Here is a 17,953-nt window from a genome sequence, read left to right as displayed (position 1 = left end):
CTCTGAATGACCGAATCACTCCTCGCCCTCGGTCGGCCGCTTGTGCCGACCGAGGGCGAACTGCGTCTGCCGACACCGCCGGGGGTGGCCGGGCGGTTCTGGGCGCGGCATCCGTGGCTCAGCGATGCGCTGGTCGCGAGCGCCTATTTCGTGCCGATGGCCGTCGTCTTCCTGATCGACCTGACACGGCAGGCCGGACCCGGACTGCCGCCGCAGGCCATCATCACCGCCGCGGTGGTGATGGTCATCACGGCCGCACTGCTGGTCCGGCGGCATGCCCCGCTTCTCGTGCTCGGGGTGACCTGCGCAGGACTGGTCGTCGCTTTCCCCGGCCAGGGCGACACCCTGCCCGTGCTGATCGCGCTCTACACCGCCGCGGTCTACCGTGGCGTGCGAAGCGCCTGGTTCGGCCTCGCCGTGGCGATCGGCATCGGCGCCCTGGGTGCTTTTCTGGGCGCGAGCAGCTACGCATCCTGGCTTGCGGTCGCCTCCCAATCCGCGGTCCTCATGCTCGCGGCCACCCTGATCGGCGTCACGGTCGGCGATCGCAAGCGTTATGTGGCCGCGCTGGTCGAACTGGCCGCACAGCTGGCCCGAGAGCGCGACCAGCAGGCCCAGCTCGCCCGCATCACCGAACGCGGGCGCATCGCCCGGGAAATGCACGACATCATCGCGCACAGCCTCTCGGTCATGGTCGCGCTCGCCGACGGCGCCGACGCGCTGCTCGTCAAAGACCCGGAACGTTCGCGCGCTGCGCTGCGCGAGGTGGCCCGGACCGGCCGCGGCTCGATGTCCGAGATGCGCCGGCTGCTCGGCGTGCTGAGTGAGGGTCCTCAGGAGCAGGGCGACCCCGAGGGGACGGATGTCCCCCTCCGGCCCCAACCCGGCGCCGACCAGCTCGTCGACCTGGTCGAATCGTTCCGCGCCGCCGGACTGCCCGCCCGGCTGGAACTCACCGGGCGCATTCCCGGGAGCCAGGGTCTGCAGTTGACGGTCTACCGGATCGTGCAGGAATCGCTGACCAACGCGCTGCGGTATTCGGCGCATCCGACCGCGGTGACCGTGCGATTGACCCGGGTGCCGGGGCGGCTCGAGGTGGTCATCGCCGACGACGGCCGGAACGCGTCGGCCACATTGCCGTCGTCGGCTGCCGGGCGGGGCATCATCGGGCTGCGTGAGCGCGTCGCGCTCTACGACGGCACCCTCGTGGCCGGGTGCCGTCCCGGCGGCGGCTGGCAGGTGCGCGCGACGATGACGATCGACGAGACGGGGGAACGGGCATGACGCCGATCCGGATTTTGCTCGTCGACGACCAGGCGCTGCTGCGCACGGGCTTCCGGATGGTGCTCGAGGCCGAGGACGATTTTACCGTGGTGGCCGAGGCCGGCGACGGCGCCGCGGCGATCGCACTCGCCGCCGACCTGCATCCCGACGTCATCCTGATGGATGTGCGGATGCCCGGAATCGACGGCATCGAGGCCACACGGCGGATCACCGCCGCGTGCCCCGACAGCCGGATCATCATTCTCACCACTTTCGACCTCGACGAGTACGCCTTCGGTGGCCTCCGCGCGGGCGCGCGCGGGTTCCTGCTGAAAGACGCCCAGCCCGCTGAACTCACCGCGGCCATCCGGGCCGTGGCCTCGGGCGACGCCTCCGTTTCGGCGCGGGTGACCCGGCGCATGCTGGACCTGTTTGGAGCGAAGCTTCCGGGGGCAGATCGGGAGACCGACGGTACCGAAGCGGATGCCGACGCCGGCCGACTCGACCTGCTCACCGAGCGGGAGCGAGAGGTCTTCTTCGCGATCGCGGAGGGGCTGTCGAACCCGGAGCTCGCCGAACGTTTCTTCCTGTCGGAGTCCACCGTCAAGAGCCACGTCGGACGCATCCTGGCCAAACTGGAGTTGCGCGACCGCATCCAGGTCGTCATTCTGGCCCACCGGCTCGAATAGGCTCGGGGGTATGCGCACCTTCTACCCCGAGATCGAACCCTACGAAACCGGACTCCTCGAGGTCGGTGACGGGCAGACCATCTACTGGGAGGCATCCGGCAACCCCGACGGCAAGCCGGCCGTCTACCTGCACGGAGGGCCGGGCGGCGGATCGAGCCCGAAGCAACGCCGCGTCTTCGACCCGAAGAAGTACCGCATCATCCTTTTCGACCAGCGTGGCTGCGGTCAGAGCACGCCGCACGCGAGCGCGGCGGACGCCGACCTCACCACCAACACCACCTGGCACCTCGTGTCCGACCTCGAGAAACTGCGCGAGCACCTCGGGATCGAGCGTTGGCTGGTCTGCGGCGGGTCCTGGGGCAGCACCCTCAGCCTCGCGTACGCCGAGACACACCCGGACCGGGTCACCGAACTCGTGTTGCGGGGCATTTTCACGCTGCGCCCGATGGAACTCGACTGGTTCTACGAGGGCGGCGCGTCGGCGATCTACCCGGACCTCTGGGAGAGCTTCATCGCCCCGGTTCCGGTGGAGGAGCGCGGCCACCTGATCAAGGCCTACAAGCGCCTGCTGCACGACCCCGACCAGTACGTGCGCGAGCGGGCCGGCGTGGCCTGGTCCACCTGGGAGTCCTCGACCATCACGCTGCTGCAGCAACCCGACACGATCGCGCGTTTCACCGAGCCGGCGTTCGCGGTGGCCTTCGCCCGGATCGAGAACCACTACTTCACCAACTCGGGCTGGTTCGAGCCGAACCAGCTGATCCGCGACGCGGACCGGCTGAAAGACATTCCCGGCGTCATCGTGCAGGGCCGCTATGACATGTGCACCCCCGCGTTCACCGCCTGGGAGCTGCACCAGAACTGGCCGGAGGCCGATTTCAGGCTGATCCCGGATGCCGGTCACTCCTTCGACGAGCCGGGCAACCTGGACGCGATCATCGAGGCGACGGACCGCTTCGCGGCCTGAGGCCGGCGCGGGAACCCCGGCAACAGCATGCACCGAACGGTCGGATGGCGGTCCAGAAGATGTGCTCGCTCCCAACGAAACGATTCTTGCCGGCGGCCCATCCAGACCTAAGACATTCTCGCTCTGTTTGGTATCGCGCTACACATTTCGGTAGCATACGAATATTGCTCAGGTAACCCCTTTTCGGGGGGTCACATCACTCGCGCCCTTGATCGCGCACAATCTTGAGATGTTGTATGTCTGCTTCTTATGCACACCAAAAACCCCTCGACAAATCCCTGAACCGACACATCAATAACAAGCCACGTCTCGCCAAGCTATGGAAACGCACGGCCGCCCTTGCGGCGACGGTGCTGGCATTATCGGCATTAGTTCCGATGCCCGTGTCGGCGCTGACCCCTGCCCAGGCCGTCGCCGGTGCCCCGATCGCAGTGAAAGCGGCAGAGGCCACCTGGACCTCCATCCGCGAGCCCAACTCGCCCCACAGCACCTCGCTGTACGTCAGCGCCACGTCGGTGGCTGATAAGACCTTCCTGAAATTCGACACGTCACAATACACGGGAAGAAGCATCCTTTCGGCAACTTTGGACTTGAAAGTCGCGAGCACCACCTCTACTGCGCCCGGAGTGCAGGTCTACCCGGTCTCTTCGGCCTGGAGCGCATCGTCTCTGACTGAGTCAAACCGTCCCGCGCACAATGACACGGAACTGAGTGGTGCATCGGTTCGGGCGCTGACCGGAAAGACAATTTCTGTTCCGCTCTCGGGTCTGAATGGCACTGCGCTGTCCGGGTCGACTTCGTTTGAGTTGCGCTACGCTCAAAAGTTCGTCAGCACCTCGTTCGCAGGTAAGGGGGAGGCGCTCCCTACGCTGAGGCTCGTCCTCGCGGCTTCGACATCTGCGCCAGAGTCGGCCACCGGATCCGACAACCTGTCATTCGCGGTGCCCGGGCCGAATGCCAGCAGCAAAAAGGTCTTTGCACACTACTTTCCGCCGTACCCCATCTCCATCGAGAACAAGGAACCCTCATCGGACTACTACGCAATCAACTACCTCACCGCGCAGGGTGAGGGGGGCATTCACGCCAATTACGGTGGATTGCTGCGCGACCGCCCTGAGGGGCGCGCTCCGCGTTCGGGGGATTGGAAACTCATCGATATGAAGGAGGAAGTCACAGACGCGGCAGACGCCGGTATCGATGGCTTCACCGTCGACATCATGAGTTTGTCCGGCCTCAACTGGGAGCGAACGCTTGATTTGGTGCAGGGCGCGGAGCAGTCCGGCAGAAATTTCACCATTGTCCCGAACCTGGACATGACGGCCAGCGCCGGGAAGGCAGGCATCTCGACCATCGCAGCAAAGCTCGCCGAACTCTACGAGTCCCCGGCCACCTACCGCCTGAGCACAGGCGAATTTGTTCTCTCCTCCTTCGCCGCGGAGCGTCAGAACGCGGCCTGGTGGGGACAGTTGAAGTCGACGTTGGCTTCACAGTATGGAATCAAGACGGCATTCATCGCGGTATTCCTGAATGCCAGTGACGAGAACCTGAAGAGTTTCGCACCGATCAGTTATGCGCTGAGCAACTGGGGAACCCGGACGCCGGTGACCATCGAGAACGGTCAGGACTACGCAGCGAAGGCACATGCACTCGGCGTGAAATGGATGTCTCCCGTTGCCGTCCAAGACGTCCGGCCCCGGAGCTACCTTTACGACGAAGCCGGCAATACGGAAACCCTGAAGGCATCATGGAATCGTGCGCTGTCGAACGGTTCTGAATTCGCGCAACTGGTGACGTGGAATGACTATTCCGAGGGGACGTCGTTCGCTCCTTCGGCAGCGCACGGCGAGGCCTTCCTGGATATCAACGCGTACTACTTGAGCCAGTTCAAGACGGGCTCACCGCCGGCTGTCGTCGAAGACTCGATCTACTTGACGCACCGAATTCAGCCCTATGCTGCGCAGCCGACCACGCCTCAGCAGCTCATGTCGCCCACGTTGAGCGGAACTGCCATGAAGCCTCGGGACACCGTCGGAGTGCTCACATTCCTAACGGCGCCGGCGACGGTCACCGTCTCAATTGGAGGAAAGAAGACTTCGTTCGAAGCGCCGGCGGGAGAATCAAGCAGGACGTTCCCTCTGGCGCTGGGCACGATCAGTGCGAGTGCGGACCGGAACGGGGGCGAGATAGCCGCGGTCACATCTCCCTACACAGTTGTTGATCATCCTGTTGTACAGGACCTGCAGTATTACGCCGCGGGCAGCAGGACCAATTGACCAAGATCGCCACAGCATGGATGGGAGCTGCCGAACTGCTTGAGAGTCGGCGGCACCTTTCGGTTTCGAGTTGATGTGGTGGTACCGTCACCGTTTGCGGAATGCGTTTTCTTCTTCATGGCTGCGAACGAGCTGTTCATGTCGTGACGGCTTCTGCTCCGCCGCCGCGTTCGACATGTAATACCTGGCCCGATTTCGGCCGAGAAGCCGAGCGGGTGCAAGGTTTAGTATCGCGCCGAGCACCGGCGTCCCTGCCGCTTTGAGGCTCTCGACGGCTTTCCGGAGTTCTCGCATTTCGACCTTCCCCGACCCGACGACGAGAACTGCTCCGCCGAAATACCTTCCGAGGATTGCTGCGTCAGTCACTGGCAGGAGCGGCGGGCAGTCGATGACAACGACGTCGAACCGGTCACGCAGCGAAGCGAAAACCTGTTGTGCATGTGTGGAGGAAAGCAGTTCGCTCGGATTCGGGGGAACTTGCCCTGACAACAGGATCTGGAGCCGGTCCGGCCCCCAGGATTGGAGGACGTCATCCACGCTGGCGTCGTGGGCGAGAATTGTCGTGAGGCCGACCGAGCCCTCGAGGTCAAAATAATTGGCCAGGGACGGTCTCCGCAGGTCTGCTTCGACGAGACACACTAGGCTGCCGGAAGCCGCGAGTGTGATGGCGAGGTTGGCCGCCGTGACGGATTTTCCTTCGCCCGGAATTGACGAGGAGACGACGAACACCTTGTGGCGCTCATCTGCCTGGAGAAAATGCAGGTTGGTTCTGACCTGCTTGAATTCCTCGGCCCGGATCGGGCTGAAGCCCCGCTGCAGTACCAGGGGGTTGTTGACACTCCCGCGATCGTACACAATCGTCCCGAGCAGCGTCAGACCGAGTTGCCTGAGCTGCTCCGCGGTCCTCAATTTTGCGCTCGTCAGCTCCCGCAGGAGGATGAAGCCGAGCCCGGCAACGAACCCGCCCAACAACCCGGATACCAGTGCGATCGACGGACTGGGGGCGGAAGGCGAGGTGGGTATCGTCGCACTCTGCACGGACTCGAGGCGTAGCGGTGTGGTGCCGTCGCTTCTTTTCGGGACCAGACGGATCACAGTATTGACCAGACTTGTCGCCACCGCGTCGGCAGTGGCGGCGGCGCGGTCCGGCGAGGTATCCGTGACCGCGATCGAAATGAGAGACGTGTTCAGTGGCACCGAAGCAGATACCCGATCACCGAGTTCGCCGACAGTGGTTTTCAATCCAAGCGCGGTTATCACAGGGTCCAAGACGATCTGGCGGGTCGCCATGATGCTGTAATTGCGGGCCTGCTGTTGTGAATAGTTGCTGCCCTGCGCGAGGTCACTGGTGTTATCGCTACCGATTGCCGAAACGAATAATTCTGCTTCCGCGGAGTACTCAGGCTCGGTGGTTAGCACGTAGCCCGAGGCGGCGACGACGCCAAGAATGGTGTACACGACGAGCGCAACCCACCGGGATCGTAATAGGTTCCAGAATCCACGTTGATCCACGCGTTCGCCCTTCCCCATTTTGAGCTGCACTGGGTCGATCAGCCAATGCTGAGACTCTATCAAGAACCTCTTCGTCACAGCGACCCGCGTACGGGTGGCATATGCGTGACACTATGAGCACATGATTGCCCGACCTCTCATGCCGCCTCGGTGGTGGAAATTCCCCGTCGTCGCGGTGCTTGCCGTGGGTGCCATCGGGCTCGCACTCCTCGCGCTGCGGCCGGTCGGCGCGGAGGATGTAGCAGTGCCGAAAGACCCTTATCCCACCATCACCTCCGTCCCACGTGCGCCCACGGCCGTTTTCCTTGGTGGGGCATCCACCTCGGGAGCCGGAGTCAGCGGCCAGGCCACCCGCTGGTCCACTGGGCTCGCTGCAGAAAAGGGCTGGCAAGAGATCAATCTCGCGACAAAAGGAGGTGACATCGCTTTTGGAGTCACACCCGGAACCTGTGGGCCCTCGCCGTGTCCGAGCTACCAGGAATTGGTGGCCAAGACCGTCGGCCTGAATCCCTCCGTCGTCGTGGTGGCGGCGGAGCGGGCCGGCACGAATGTGGATCTGCCTGAAGCAGTGGCAACCATCAACGCCGCACTTGCCGCCCTGCGCGTCGGACTGCCCGATGCGACTCTGGTCGTCGTAGGCCCGGCGGCGCTCATCGGAATGGACGATACTCGGGCAGTCGAATTCGACAGAGAGGTTCGCTCCGCCGTGGCACGCGTCGGCGCCGCGTACGTTAGTCTGCTCGAACCGAATGTTCTCGATCCATCGATGGTCGCAAGTGACGGTATCAGTGTGAACGAAGCAGGACATGCCGCAATCGCAGCCCGTGTGAAAACTGCGCTTTCGTGAAGGAACCCGGACACGGCGCAGTCGGCAGTACGTCGGGGTCAGCAACGACTTTTCGCACCGTCCTCGGGGTTACCGTTCTCGGTGCAATCCTCGCCGCTGTCGTGCCGCTGTCGCTCATGGTGCAGGTGCCCGACGTCGGCAGAGGACAGGCGTGGATTCTGTCCTTGATCCTCGTGGTGTGGGCGGGCCTACGACTCGCCCTCATCATCGTTGTCGGCCGTCCGATGCTGTTCGACTTCTTCTTCTGGATGTTCGTCTACGTTTTCATGGGGATCGCTCCAACCGTCCAGATCCGAAGTGGTCTCATCTCGCGGACGACTCAAGGGATCGACGAGTCACTCGAGCTCCCCACGGCGGCCTTGGTCTGTCTCGGCGTCGCCTGCTATGAAATCGGGCGATTGGTTGCCTACGGGCATGAGCGCAGCAAGCTGACGACCGGGATTCGAGACCAGGGGAGTGCCCCCGTTCGGGCGGTAACCCGGGTGCGAACCTGGCCGACTCTGGTCCTCGTCGGCGCGGGCTTCATATTCAGCTTGTATTTCATCTCCAAGGTCGGTGTGGGATCGCTATTCGGTAGCAGGGATCAAGCCTTTGCCGCGCGTTCAGCGGCGTGGACGGACCCCGCCGTGCGCTCGATCATGTACGCAGTTGCCATCTATCCGTTGTTGGTAGGCATCGGTGCACTCGTGCAACTGAGGCGGAGGACGACGGGGCCGCTGTCGATGGCCTATAGCGGCCTGATCGCAGTCGGGATTGCAGTCCTTCTCACGGTGGTGAATCCGGTCAGCAGTGCGCGCTACAGCCTGGGCACTGTTCTCTTCGCCCTCGCCGTATACGCAGGAGCCCTACTCACCGTCGCGCGTGTTCGAACGACCCTGACTGCGGCACTCGTCGGATTGATCTTTCTGTTCCCCCTGGCGGATGCCTTCCGGCGACCGGAAGTCAACTTGGTGCGCAACGGTTTCTTCGGGGAGTACGAGGGGAACCCTGACTATGACGCATTCTGGCAAGTCGCCAATGCATTCTCGTACGGTCTTGACGGTCTGATTGAACCGGGGCGACAGGCGCTCGGCAGTGTTCTCTTCTGGGTGCCCCGAGGCGTCTGGCCGGATAAGCCTGTGGACACGGGGATTTTGCTCGCTCAATATCGCGGCTACAGTTTTCAGAACCTCTCTGCCCCGCTCTGGGCGGAATTCCTGGTCAATGGAGGCATCGGCATCCTCATCGTGGGTTTTCTCCTGGTGGGCTACTCCTTGCGTGTCATGGACAGTCGACTTCTCCCCGCATTCAATGCCTCGGGCTACTGGGCCATTGTCGGGGCAATCTTCCCGGTCTATATGACAATTCTCTTGCGCGGTTCACTGCTTCAGGCGACGGGAGCGGTGGCGGTCGCGCTGGCGTGTCTGCTTTTCGTCCGACAGCCGGGCAGGCCCCCCGGAAGCGACTCTCTCAGCGGTACGAACTGGCCAGAGCTTCAGCAATCGCCTGCATCCCGAACCGGTTCCGGCTAGCCAGCGCGCCGGCGCGGCCCATGCTGTGAGTCAGAACGTCGTCGCGTAGAACCGTTGCAACGGCGCCGATGAGAGCCTCGAGAGAGTCGTCCACGACAATTCCGCATCCGATCTCATTGACCGCCGGAGCGAGTCCGCAGCTATCTGTGATGACCACCGGCACGCCGAGTGACATGGCTTCGAGAACTGACATCGGATACGGTTCATCGACTGAAGGCAGAACGTAGACGGCGGCCCGCGCCAACCGTTCGTTGGTTGCACCCGGGGCTAGTGGCCCCTCCCAAGAAAGTACGCCTCTACGATCGGCCGCGTCGATGAGGCGTTGTACCGCTGGCCCCTCTCCCTCATCGGGACCGACCAGGGTGAACGACACCTGCGGGAATTCATCAGCGAGTGCGAGCGCCATTTCCACGAAAAGTTGCGGGCGCTTCCGGCGGGCGAGTCGAGCCAGGTAGAGAACTTCCGTGCCCGCATTGGGACCGCTCCTGCTCGCCGGCGCTGGTACGCCATTGGCGAGATGCTTCAGATTGAGCCCCGTGCCGGCAACGGCTCTGAGATCATTCCGTTCCTGGTCGGTGAGGTAGAACACCACCTGCGCCCCCCTCAGAGCCGGCCGGGTGACGAACGCGTCCAGTGGAATCGCCAATGGACTGTCCGAAGGGTCGATCATGCCGTGAGTCTGCATCACGTACGGTATGCCGGCCTTGCGTAACCAGCGCGCCGCAGGGAGGGTGACGAGGTCACGAGCGGCATGAATGTGCACGACGTCGAACGAGCGTGCGGCCTGTTTGAGCCAGTGCTGCAGGCCGGGTGCGCACAGGCCGGCGAAACCAATACCCGGGATGATCGTTCGGGCGGGGAACAGACGGAGCGGCACCCCGTCGAATTCATGGGGGGCCGCCTCGCCGAAACCGCGGGCGCCGCCGGCTACCACTACATCGTGGCCTGCTTCACGGAGGGCTTTGGCCTGGTTCAACGCGACGCGCACGGGACCTCCGTACTCACCGTTGGGACTGACGAGTGTCACGATGGAGAGCACACGCATTCAGGTCTGGTCCCGGTCCTGTGAGAGTGCTTGTCGTTCCGCGCGCGGAGCTCGCAGAAGTGCGCGGGCGGGCACGGTCCCGGATACGAGAGCCGTCGCGCCGATGACGCTGTCCTGGCCGATCCTGCTGCCTCGGAGAACTGTTGCCCTGGCCGCGATCCAGGCGCCGTCTTCCACGACAATCGGCGCATTATCGAACTCGAATGTCTGCGAGGTGCGGTCATGGCTGCCCGTGCACAGCATGACACCCTGGGAAATGCACACGTCACTTCCAATGACCACCGGCTCGAGATTCAGAATCCAGACTTCTTCACCAATCCACGAGTTGTCACCGACGACCAGTTTCCATGGCCAGTGGATGCGCACGCGATGGCGGATCAAGACATTGTCACCGATCGTGGCTCCGAAAAGCCGTAGGAGCACCACGCGGAGACGGGCCGGGCACCACCACCGGATAACGACGAGTCCGGAGATGAGCAGCCAGGCGATCTGCCAGAGCGAATTCCGCCCCCGTTCGTAGCCCGCGCCAGAGAATCCGGCCAGATTCCGGCGAGGGAGACCTGACGGTTGGGCCATCTGTGGTCTCGCGTCGTTGACTGACATGACGGTCAGTGTACGCAGACAACCGATCAGCGGCTAGATATCCCGTTGAACGATGTGCTGCTAGCTTGTTCGCATGCAACCCCGTCGATCTGAGCGTGGGCTGACGAGATGAGGGTGCGATGAGGGCAGGTGCGCCGCGCAGCAGACGGCTGAGGCGCGTTCGCGCAAGCATGAACACCATCATCGGATATTCGATTTCTATGGTGCTCCTGGCCGTTGTCTCGCTTGCGGTCATCCCCTCGATGGTCGCGGCAAGCGGCGCGGCGGCGTGGGGAATGATTGCTGCAGGCCAGTCCATCGGCGGAGTGGGTGCGGTAATCGTCGCTTACGGCTGGGGGCTCTCCGGGCCGGCTTCCGTGGCGAGGGCAGACGCGCACATGCGGCTCACCGCATATGCAGAGTCGGTTATCTGCAAGCTGCTGATCATTGTTCCGATCAGCCTTCTTGTTTTTTTTGTGGCTTGGAGTGTCGGTCGCGACTACGCCGTTTTCGCCGGAGTGGGCGCTCTGTCCACCGCGACCGTGGGACTGACGGCGAACTGGTGGTTCGTCGGTCTCATGCAACCGTACCGACTCTTGGTTTTGGAAACCATCCCGCGGGTGCTCGGTACCGGAATCGGCATTTTCTACATGACTCACGGGTCAAGCGCTCTCGTGGGTGTGCTCTGGCAGCTGATCGGGATGGTGGCGGCATTCGTGGCCTCCACCGTGTGGATCTTGCGACCATGGAAATTCCGACGACTCCGGTCGCTTCCGCGCAGGCGGGTTAAGGTGGTGCTTGCTTCGCAGCGGCTGGGTGTCACCTCGACCGTGCTTTCCTCGCTATATACCTCGACCCCGATTGTCATTGTGTCGTTGATTGCCCCGGGCGCGCAGCCGGTTTACGCCGTTGTCGAGAAGGTGCAGCGCCAGGTGATCGTGGGACTAGGGCCCTTTGTCACGATCCTCCAGGGCTGGGTGCCGAAGGCTCGTAACCAGGATCTCGTCCGCCGAGTGCGGAAGGGGCTGGCCGCCGCCGTGGTGTTCGCGGTTGCGCTCGTTGGTCTCATGCTGGCCATAGCCCCGGAACTGGTGGGTTGGCTCGGCGGCGGCCAGATCAAACCGTCCTTTCTCACCTTGATGCTGATGGCGCTCATCACCGGAGTGAGCCTGATCGAAGCGGTCGTCAGCAAGGCCTGCCTGGCGGCATTGCGCAGACTCGATGTGGTGACCAGAGCGACAGCCATCGGATCTCTGGTCGGCCTCCCCTGCGTCGCTATTGGAGCAGTGCTGTGGGGGGCAGAGGGTGCACTCTGTGGTATTCTCGGCGGGCTTTCGCTCAGGCTGCTACTCGAACTCTTAGGCATGCGCCGCGCAATCGCCCATCGCAATGAGGGCGCACTCGACGTCACAATGGATCCGGAAATCGAGGTGAGCGGCTCGTGAGTCAGATCAAAGACGCGATACGGGCGCTGGCTTGGGCGCTACCGGCGAGCACGGCTAAGAACCGGCTCCTTCGCTCGATCGGCCACGACATTCATCCGACCGCAATCGCTCGATCGTGTCTCGTCCTTCGGGTGACACAGGTTTCAATGGGAGCGAACAGCCGGATCGGTCGATGGAATTTGCTCAAGAACATGCGACGAGTGTCGATTGGTGATGACGCATCGATCGGCCGCTTGAACGTCATTTCATCCCACCCCGTGTATAAGCGGCTCTACCCGAACGGCGCGGTACTGGAAATGGGGCCTCATTCAAAAATTACGAGCCGGCATCAGCTCGATTGCTCCGGATCCATAGTCATCGGGGAGTATTCCAGTGTCGCAGGGCACGAAACCAAAATTGTGACTCACAGCATCGACGTTAAACGAAATGCCCAAGCGGCGTATCCGGTGCGAATTGGAGCGCGGAGTTTTGTCGGAGCGCGCTGTTTGTTTTTTGGCGGCGCTGTTCTGCCTGACCGGTCGGTACTTGCGGGGGGATCGGTGCTCGCCCGTGCGAGATCGGGCGCTTTGCCCGGACTGTGGGCCGGTGTTCCGGCTGTGCTCCGCGGGCCGATCGACGGCGAGTGGTTCGAGCGTTCCGCCACGGGAACCAGCCGGGTCTTCATTCCGGCCACGGGAGAAACTGTGGAAGACGCGCTTTAGCTGCGGGCAGACAGTGTGTGGAACCATTTGCCGAGCAGTAACGCCATTATCAGCGTGTTGGCGGCCAAGAGCAGGCTGTAGACCACGACAAAGGCACCAGGCCAACCAGTGAGGATGAAGCTGAGCGAGAGGATCCCGTAGTCGGCCGGCAGCAGAGCAATGGCCCTCGCTCTCGAGGGGCGCCGAACCCTGCCCTCGCCGATGGCCGGGGCAGTTGAGGCTGCTTCGGCTGAACGACGCAGGAGCAGCTCCGTCAGCAGGCCGCCCACGAAGGTGACTACGGACACGACCTGGAATGCGAGGGGCACGAGATACCAGATCGGCTCCGGCGACCAGAATCGGTACGCCGTGATGAGGATCGCGGCGTGGACGGCAACGATCTTGCCGGCGTCCACGACGTGGTCGAGCCACTCGCCTGCGGGGGAACCTCGACCGGTCAGGCGCGCGACCTGACCGTCTGCCGAATCCAGTGCGAAGCCGAGAACGAGGAGGACCATTACGCCGGCGGCTCGGAGCGGGCTTGGTTCTCCGCTGACCAGGAGAACAAGACCCCCGCCTGTCGCAAGGGCCGACAGCCCGGTCACCTGATTGGGCGTCATCCGGAGTCCGAAACACACCGAGGCCAGCACGCGCCCCAACGGCCGGTTGACGTATCGCGTGTACAGAGACACCCCGGCCTGTGCCTTTTGCGCACTCGCAAGCTGTGCGTGAGTTCCACGAAACTGTGTCATCACGGGCCATCCTCGAATTGATGAAGCGAGGGCAGGTGCCCCGTCTTCGGCTCATGGTAGCCCCTCGTTACTCGTCACTCCTCGGGGCATTGCGCGTGTGGCGCACAGGGCGTACGTTTCCGCCGATACCTCCTCTCGCAAAACATGAGCAATGCTTTTCTTACCCAAAGCGCTCCGAGGCCGCGTGAGTCTGGATCTCATAGTTAATTCGCAGTCATCCGAGCTTTTCGGCGACGAGGCTGTTCACCCGAGGGACAGGAAGCTATGCGAACGCTTGCCGCAATATTTACGACCGTGGCTGTTGTAGCCGGACTCGTCACGGCGAGTTCCGTGCCGCAACCGGCGTCGGCGCTCTCCGCCGGCGTCTCTTTCAGCGCGGACAACCTTTCGACTTGGCAGACGAACGGCGTCGTCTACGGGGTCGGCACGGTGCATGGAAAAGTTGTGGCGGGCGGAACATTTTCTCAGATCAGGCCGCCCAGCGGCGGTACGGGAGTGCCGAGGAACCAGGGCACGCTGGCCATTTTCAACGCGGAGACAGGGGCCCCCGACAGCTGTCAATTTGCCATGACTCTGAACGGGGCCACGCCAACCGTGCGCTCGGTGATTGCGTCACCTGACGGCAACACCATCTACATCGGGGGTAATTTTTCGACCGTCGGCGGAGTGAACGCCGCGCGGGTTGCCGCGATCGACCCGGTCGCCTGCACCGTCAAGCCGTTCCGGGTGGCGGGGATGTCCTCATTCGTCTTCGGCATGACTGCCACCTCGTCCACTCTGTACCTGGCTGGAGAGTTCCAGTCCGTCGGCGGCCAGGTGCGCAAGCGATTTGCAGCGGTGGACGCGACGTCAGGGGCGCTTCTGCCCTGGGCCCCGGCGGTTGAGACTATCGGGCGGGCCGTGGCCGTTTCGCCCGACCGAACCAAAGTTGCCATCGGTGGTGACTTTTTCACGGTCAACGGTCAAGACTCCCACTCCATCGCGGTCGTCGATTCGACCACCGGCGCGAACGTGCGTGACTACCCCCTCGGCTTCATTCCGCGGACATCGGTGACCAAGTCCCTGTGGTCGGACGGCACGTCGTTTTACGGAGGTAACGAGGGAACGGGGGGCGGAGTCTTCGACGGTCGCTTCGCCATCAATTGGAGCACGCTCGACCAAACCTGGCGCGACAACTGCCTGGGCGCGACACAGGCGGTGCTCGAACACCAAGGGACCCTGTATTCCGCGAGTCACGCGCACGACTGCTCATCGATTAACGCATTCCCTGACGGGAAACGTACGTTCTTCATGGCGCAGAACGCCTCAGACTCGGCTTTGCTGGGTTGGTTCCCGACTTCAAATGACGGCACAGGCGAAGGCATCGGCCCTCGAGCGCTCACCATTGCCACCGGTGCCACAACGGGAAAGAAGTACCTCTGGTACGGCGGTGAGTTCACCGTCGTCAACGGCACAGTCCAGCAGGGCCTCACGCGGTTCGGTCCGGATGACGTCGGTGCGCCGCCCACCCCGGTCGTTGCGGCCGAGGCGCTCACCTCGGGTGCCAACCAGATTCGCTTCCGTACCGTGGTCGACCCTGATGACAGTGCCTTGACGTACAACGTCTACCGGAATGGCGGGGCGACCCCCATTTGGACCGGCCTAGCCAGTTCCCTGTGGTGGACCCGTCCGCAGGTGACCGTCGTCGACACGAACGTTACCGCTGGCACGAATTACACCTACCGGGTGACGGCGAATGACGGCGTCAACACCAGTCCGCTCTCGGCGTCGGTCGCAGCCCGCGCCGTCACCAAGGGGGTTGACTACCCCAGCCAGGTGATCCAGGACGGAGCCAAGCTGTACTGGCGCATGGATGAGGCCTCCGGTCCTTGGGCGCAAGACAAGTCCGGTGCCACGGTCACGGGCCTGAACGGCCTGTACAAGAACGGCGTCACCTACCGGGCGGCTGGCGCGATCGCCGGTGACACCAACACCTCCGCAGCGTTCAACGGGACTGATGGCTACATCTGGAGCGACCAGCAGAAACCGGCACCCACCACGTACTCGATCGAAACCTGGATCAGGACGACGTCGACCCAAGGGGGGAAGATCATCGGGTTCGGGGATGGTCGGCCGAACACCGGGACTGGCAACACGAACCTGAGCGGGAGCTACGACAAACACATCTACATGGATAACCAAGGTCGCCTGACCTTCGGTGTCTACATCGGTCGCACCGAAACGATCAAGACGACCTCGTCGTACAACGATGATAAGTGGCACCACATCGTGGCAACCCAGAGCGGGACCGGGATGAAGTTGTTCGTGGACGGCGTCCGGGTGGGCCAGAACGCCACCAGCACCAGCCAGCAATACAGCGGCAACTGGCATGTCGGTGGCGACAACCTGAATGGATGGCCCAGCCAGCCGTCTAGCGCCTTCTTCGGCGGTCAGATAGACGACACCGCGGTCTATGGATCCGCCTTGAGCGCCGCGCAGATTGCCCAGCACTTCACTCTCGCTGGGGGGACCCCCGCCGTTCCGCCGACTCCGACAGACGCGTATGGAGCCAGGATCTACACGGACGAGCCTGATGTGTACTGGCGCCTCGACGAGACCTCTGGAAGCACGGCGAAAGACTCATCGTTCGACGGCCAGAGCGAAGGAGAATACGGCGCTGCAGTCCAGCTGCAGCAGCCGAAGGCGATCAAGGTCGGGACTGCCGTGCAGACCAGCGGAACTCAGGACGGCGGCATTGCGACCAAGACCGCACGCTCGTCGGTCGCCCAGTTCTCTACGGAAGCTTGGTTCAAGACGGACACGACATCCGGCGGGAAGATCGTCGGCTTTGAGAATGTCGCGAACGGTCAGGGTTCGAATTACGACAAGCAGATCTACCTGACCAATTCCGGGAGCATCATCTTCGGCGTGTACGTCGGGGGCTTCCAATTCATCGAATCGCCGGCGGGATTCAACAATAACGCCTGGCATCACGTAGTGGGCACGCAGGGACCCGATGGGATGAAGCTCTACCTGGATGGCGCAGAGGTCGGCTCGAACCCTACCAACTTCAACCAAGCGTTCGACGGCTACTGGCGTGCCGGTGGTGGCAACCTCAATAGCTGGCCCTCGCAGCCCGCGAGTCCCTACTTTGCGGGCATGCTCGACGAAGTGGCGGTCTATCCGTCGGCACTGAGCGCAGCAGCCGTCGCGGCTCACTACGAGCTGGGCTCCAGCACCGCTCCCGATGCCATAGCGCCGAGCGTTCCCGCCAGCCTGACATCAACCGTCTCGAACGGCTCCGTCGCGCTGGCATGGGCTCCGTCAACTGACAATGTCGGCGTCACCGGTTATTCGGTGCACCGCGGGTCTGCATCCGGCTTCGTCGCTGACGCCACGAACAAGATCGCCGACGTGACAGCTCCGTCCTATACGGATCCAGGGCTCGCCGACGGTACGTATCATTACGTCGTGGTCGCCTACGACGCTAGAGGCAACGCCAGCCCGGCTTCCGCGTCGGTACCTGCGACGGTGGCGACCCCCGACACTGTCGTGCCGAGTGTTCCGACCGGTCTAACGGCGTCGGTGTCGGGGAGTGCGGTTTCGGTGGCCTGGACGGCGTCGACGGACAATGTCGCGGTGACGAGTTATTCGGTGTACCGGGGGTCTACGGCTGAGTTCGTCGCCGATGCGTCGAACAAGATCGCAGATGTCTCGGTTGCGGCGTACTCGGATTCCGGTCTGGCGGCGGGTGTTTACTTCTACAAGGTGGTGGCGCGTGATGCTTCCGGCAACGTGAGTGCTGCCTCTGGCGCCGCGACGGCGACGGTTGCGGCCGCTCCGCCGCAGCCGGTGGTGCTGACGGCCGGCGCCAGTGAGGATGCGATGGTCTACAGGGTGCTTCCCACGACCAACTTCGGATCGGATGTCCAGTTGTCGTCGAGGGGCGCCGGCACTTCGCCCATCGAGTCGTACCTGAAGTTCGCTATTCCGGCCGCGCCGGAGGCCACTGTGCTCAGCGGAGCGACACTGCGGGTCCGAACCTCGACCGACACCACTGCGGCAACGGCGGACGCCCAAATGTTCAAGCTGCTGAGTGGGAATTGGACGGAGGGTTCGGTGAACTGGAACAACCGGCCCACCGGTCTGGGCGCGGACCTGGGGAGCCTCACCGGCGCATCGGCAACGAACACGGCTTACTCGGTCACGCTCGATGCGGCGCAGCTAAGAACTCTCGCTGGTTCAACGGTGTCCGTCGCGCTCGTGAGTGCAGGCCTGGACAACCTCCGGCTGTGGTCGACCAACAGCACCAACGCGACGTATCGCCCACTGCTCACCCTGACCTACACAGCGGGCTAGGTGTCCAGCGGTATCGAGGGACGGAGCACGGCTGACACCAGCCGTGCTC

At 63.2% G+C, this 17,953-nt stretch carries 13 protein-coding genes; 9 read left to right on the top strand and 4 right to left on the bottom strand.

Annotation, left to right across the window (positions count from 1 at the left end):
• Positions 1-6 precede the first annotated feature (6 nt).
• From CXY81_RS04580 to CXY81_RS04565, 4 genes are all read left to right on the top strand, one after another.
• Positions 7-1,284, top strand: coding sequence for a sensor histidine kinase (locus CXY81_RS04580; RefSeq protein WP_233193987.1), 1,278 nt, complete (start codon positions 7-9; stop codon positions 1,282-1,284).
• Entirely contained in the window at positions 1,281-1,952 is a 672-nt protein-coding gene (locus tag CXY81_RS04575) for a response regulator transcription factor (protein ID WP_104194130.1), read from the top strand. Before CXY81_RS04580 ends, CXY81_RS04575 begins: the two co-directional genes overlap by 4 nt.
• 10 nt (positions 1,953-1,962) lie before the next feature.
• Entirely contained in the window at positions 1,963-2,919 is a 957-nt protein-coding gene (gene pip / locus CXY81_RS04570) for a prolyl aminopeptidase (protein ID WP_104102525.1), read from the top strand.
• Positions 2,920-3,155: 236 nt separating this feature from the next.
• Positions 3,156-5,192, top strand: a complete 2,037-nt coding sequence (locus CXY81_RS04565; RefSeq protein ID WP_104194129.1) for an endo-1,3-alpha-glucanase family glycosylhydrolase — start codon at positions 3,156-3,158, stop codon at positions 5,190-5,192.
• 87 nt (positions 5,193-5,279) lie between these two features.
• Here CXY81_RS04565 and CXY81_RS04560 read toward each other — a convergent pair whose 3' ends face one another.
• Entirely contained in the window at positions 5,280-6,722 is a 1,443-nt protein-coding gene (locus CXY81_RS04560) for a polysaccharide biosynthesis tyrosine autokinase (RefSeq protein ID WP_369828341.1), read from the bottom strand.
• Between the two features lie 466 nt (positions 6,723-7,188).
• Between CXY81_RS04560 and CXY81_RS04555 the strand changes: the two genes are divergently transcribed.
• Together CXY81_RS04555 and CXY81_RS04550 are read left to right on the top strand one after the other, a co-directional pair.
• Entirely contained in the window at positions 7,189-7,551 is a 363-nt protein-coding gene (locus CXY81_RS04555) for an SGNH/GDSL hydrolase family protein (protein ID WP_104194127.1), read from the top strand.
• The gene (locus tag CXY81_RS04550; protein WP_104194126.1) at positions 7,548-9,062 is read left to right on the top strand and encodes a hypothetical protein; all 1,515 of its coding nucleotides are present in this window, start codon (positions 7,548-7,550) and stop codon (positions 9,060-9,062) included. The genes CXY81_RS04555 and CXY81_RS04550 overlap by 4 nt, the downstream gene beginning before the upstream one ends.
• Here the strand turns inward: CXY81_RS04550 and CXY81_RS04545 are convergent.
• A complete protein-coding gene (locus tag CXY81_RS04545) occupies positions 9,001-10,050 on the bottom strand; it encodes a glycosyltransferase (RefSeq protein ID WP_233193986.1) in 1,050 nt (349 codons plus the stop codon). The genes CXY81_RS04550 and CXY81_RS04545 overlap by 62 nt on opposite strands.
• Before the next feature lie 57 nt (positions 10,051-10,107).
• Positions 10,108-10,710 carry a putative colanic acid biosynthesis acetyltransferase gene (locus tag CXY81_RS04540; RefSeq protein WP_233193985.1) on the bottom strand — a complete coding sequence of 201 codons (603 nt, stop codon included), beginning with the start codon at positions 10,708-10,710 and terminating at the stop codon, positions 10,108-10,110.
• A gap of 170 nt (positions 10,711-10,880) precedes the next feature.
• Here CXY81_RS04540 and CXY81_RS04535 point away from each other — a divergent pair, with 170 nt between their 5' ends.
• Positions 10,881-12,134, top strand: a complete 1,254-nt coding sequence (locus tag CXY81_RS04535; protein WP_146067615.1) for a lipopolysaccharide biosynthesis protein — start codon at positions 10,881-10,883, stop codon at positions 12,132-12,134.
• Positions 12,131-12,835 (top strand): DapH/DapD/GlmU-related protein, encoded by a 705-nt coding sequence (locus tag CXY81_RS04530; protein WP_104194122.1) that lies wholly within the window; start codon positions 12,131-12,133, stop codon positions 12,833-12,835. Before CXY81_RS04535 ends, CXY81_RS04530 begins: the two co-directional genes overlap by 4 nt.
• Here CXY81_RS04530 and CXY81_RS04525 read toward each other — a convergent pair.
• The gene (locus tag CXY81_RS04525; RefSeq protein ID WP_233193984.1) at positions 12,832-13,434 is read right to left on the bottom strand and encodes a CDP-alcohol phosphatidyltransferase family protein; all 603 of its coding nucleotides are present in this window, start codon (positions 13,432-13,434) and stop codon (positions 12,832-12,834) included. The genes CXY81_RS04530 and CXY81_RS04525 overlap by 4 nt on opposite strands.
• Positions 13,435-13,830: 396 nt before the next feature.
• Here CXY81_RS04525 and CXY81_RS04520 point away from each other — a divergent pair, with 396 nt between their 5' ends.
• Positions 13,831-17,904, top strand: coding sequence for a LamG-like jellyroll fold domain-containing protein (locus CXY81_RS04520; protein WP_104194120.1), 4,074 nt, complete (start codon positions 13,831-13,833; stop codon positions 17,902-17,904).
• Positions 17,905-17,953 lie beyond the last annotated feature (49 nt).

It is taken from the genome of Cryobacterium sp. M25 (assembly GCF_002929635.1).
GTDB classification, from domain to species: domain Bacteria; phylum Actinomycetota; class Actinomycetes; order Actinomycetales; family Microbacteriaceae; genus Cryobacterium; species Cryobacterium sandaracinum.
This window is presented reverse-complemented; position numbering and strand designations above follow the sequence as displayed.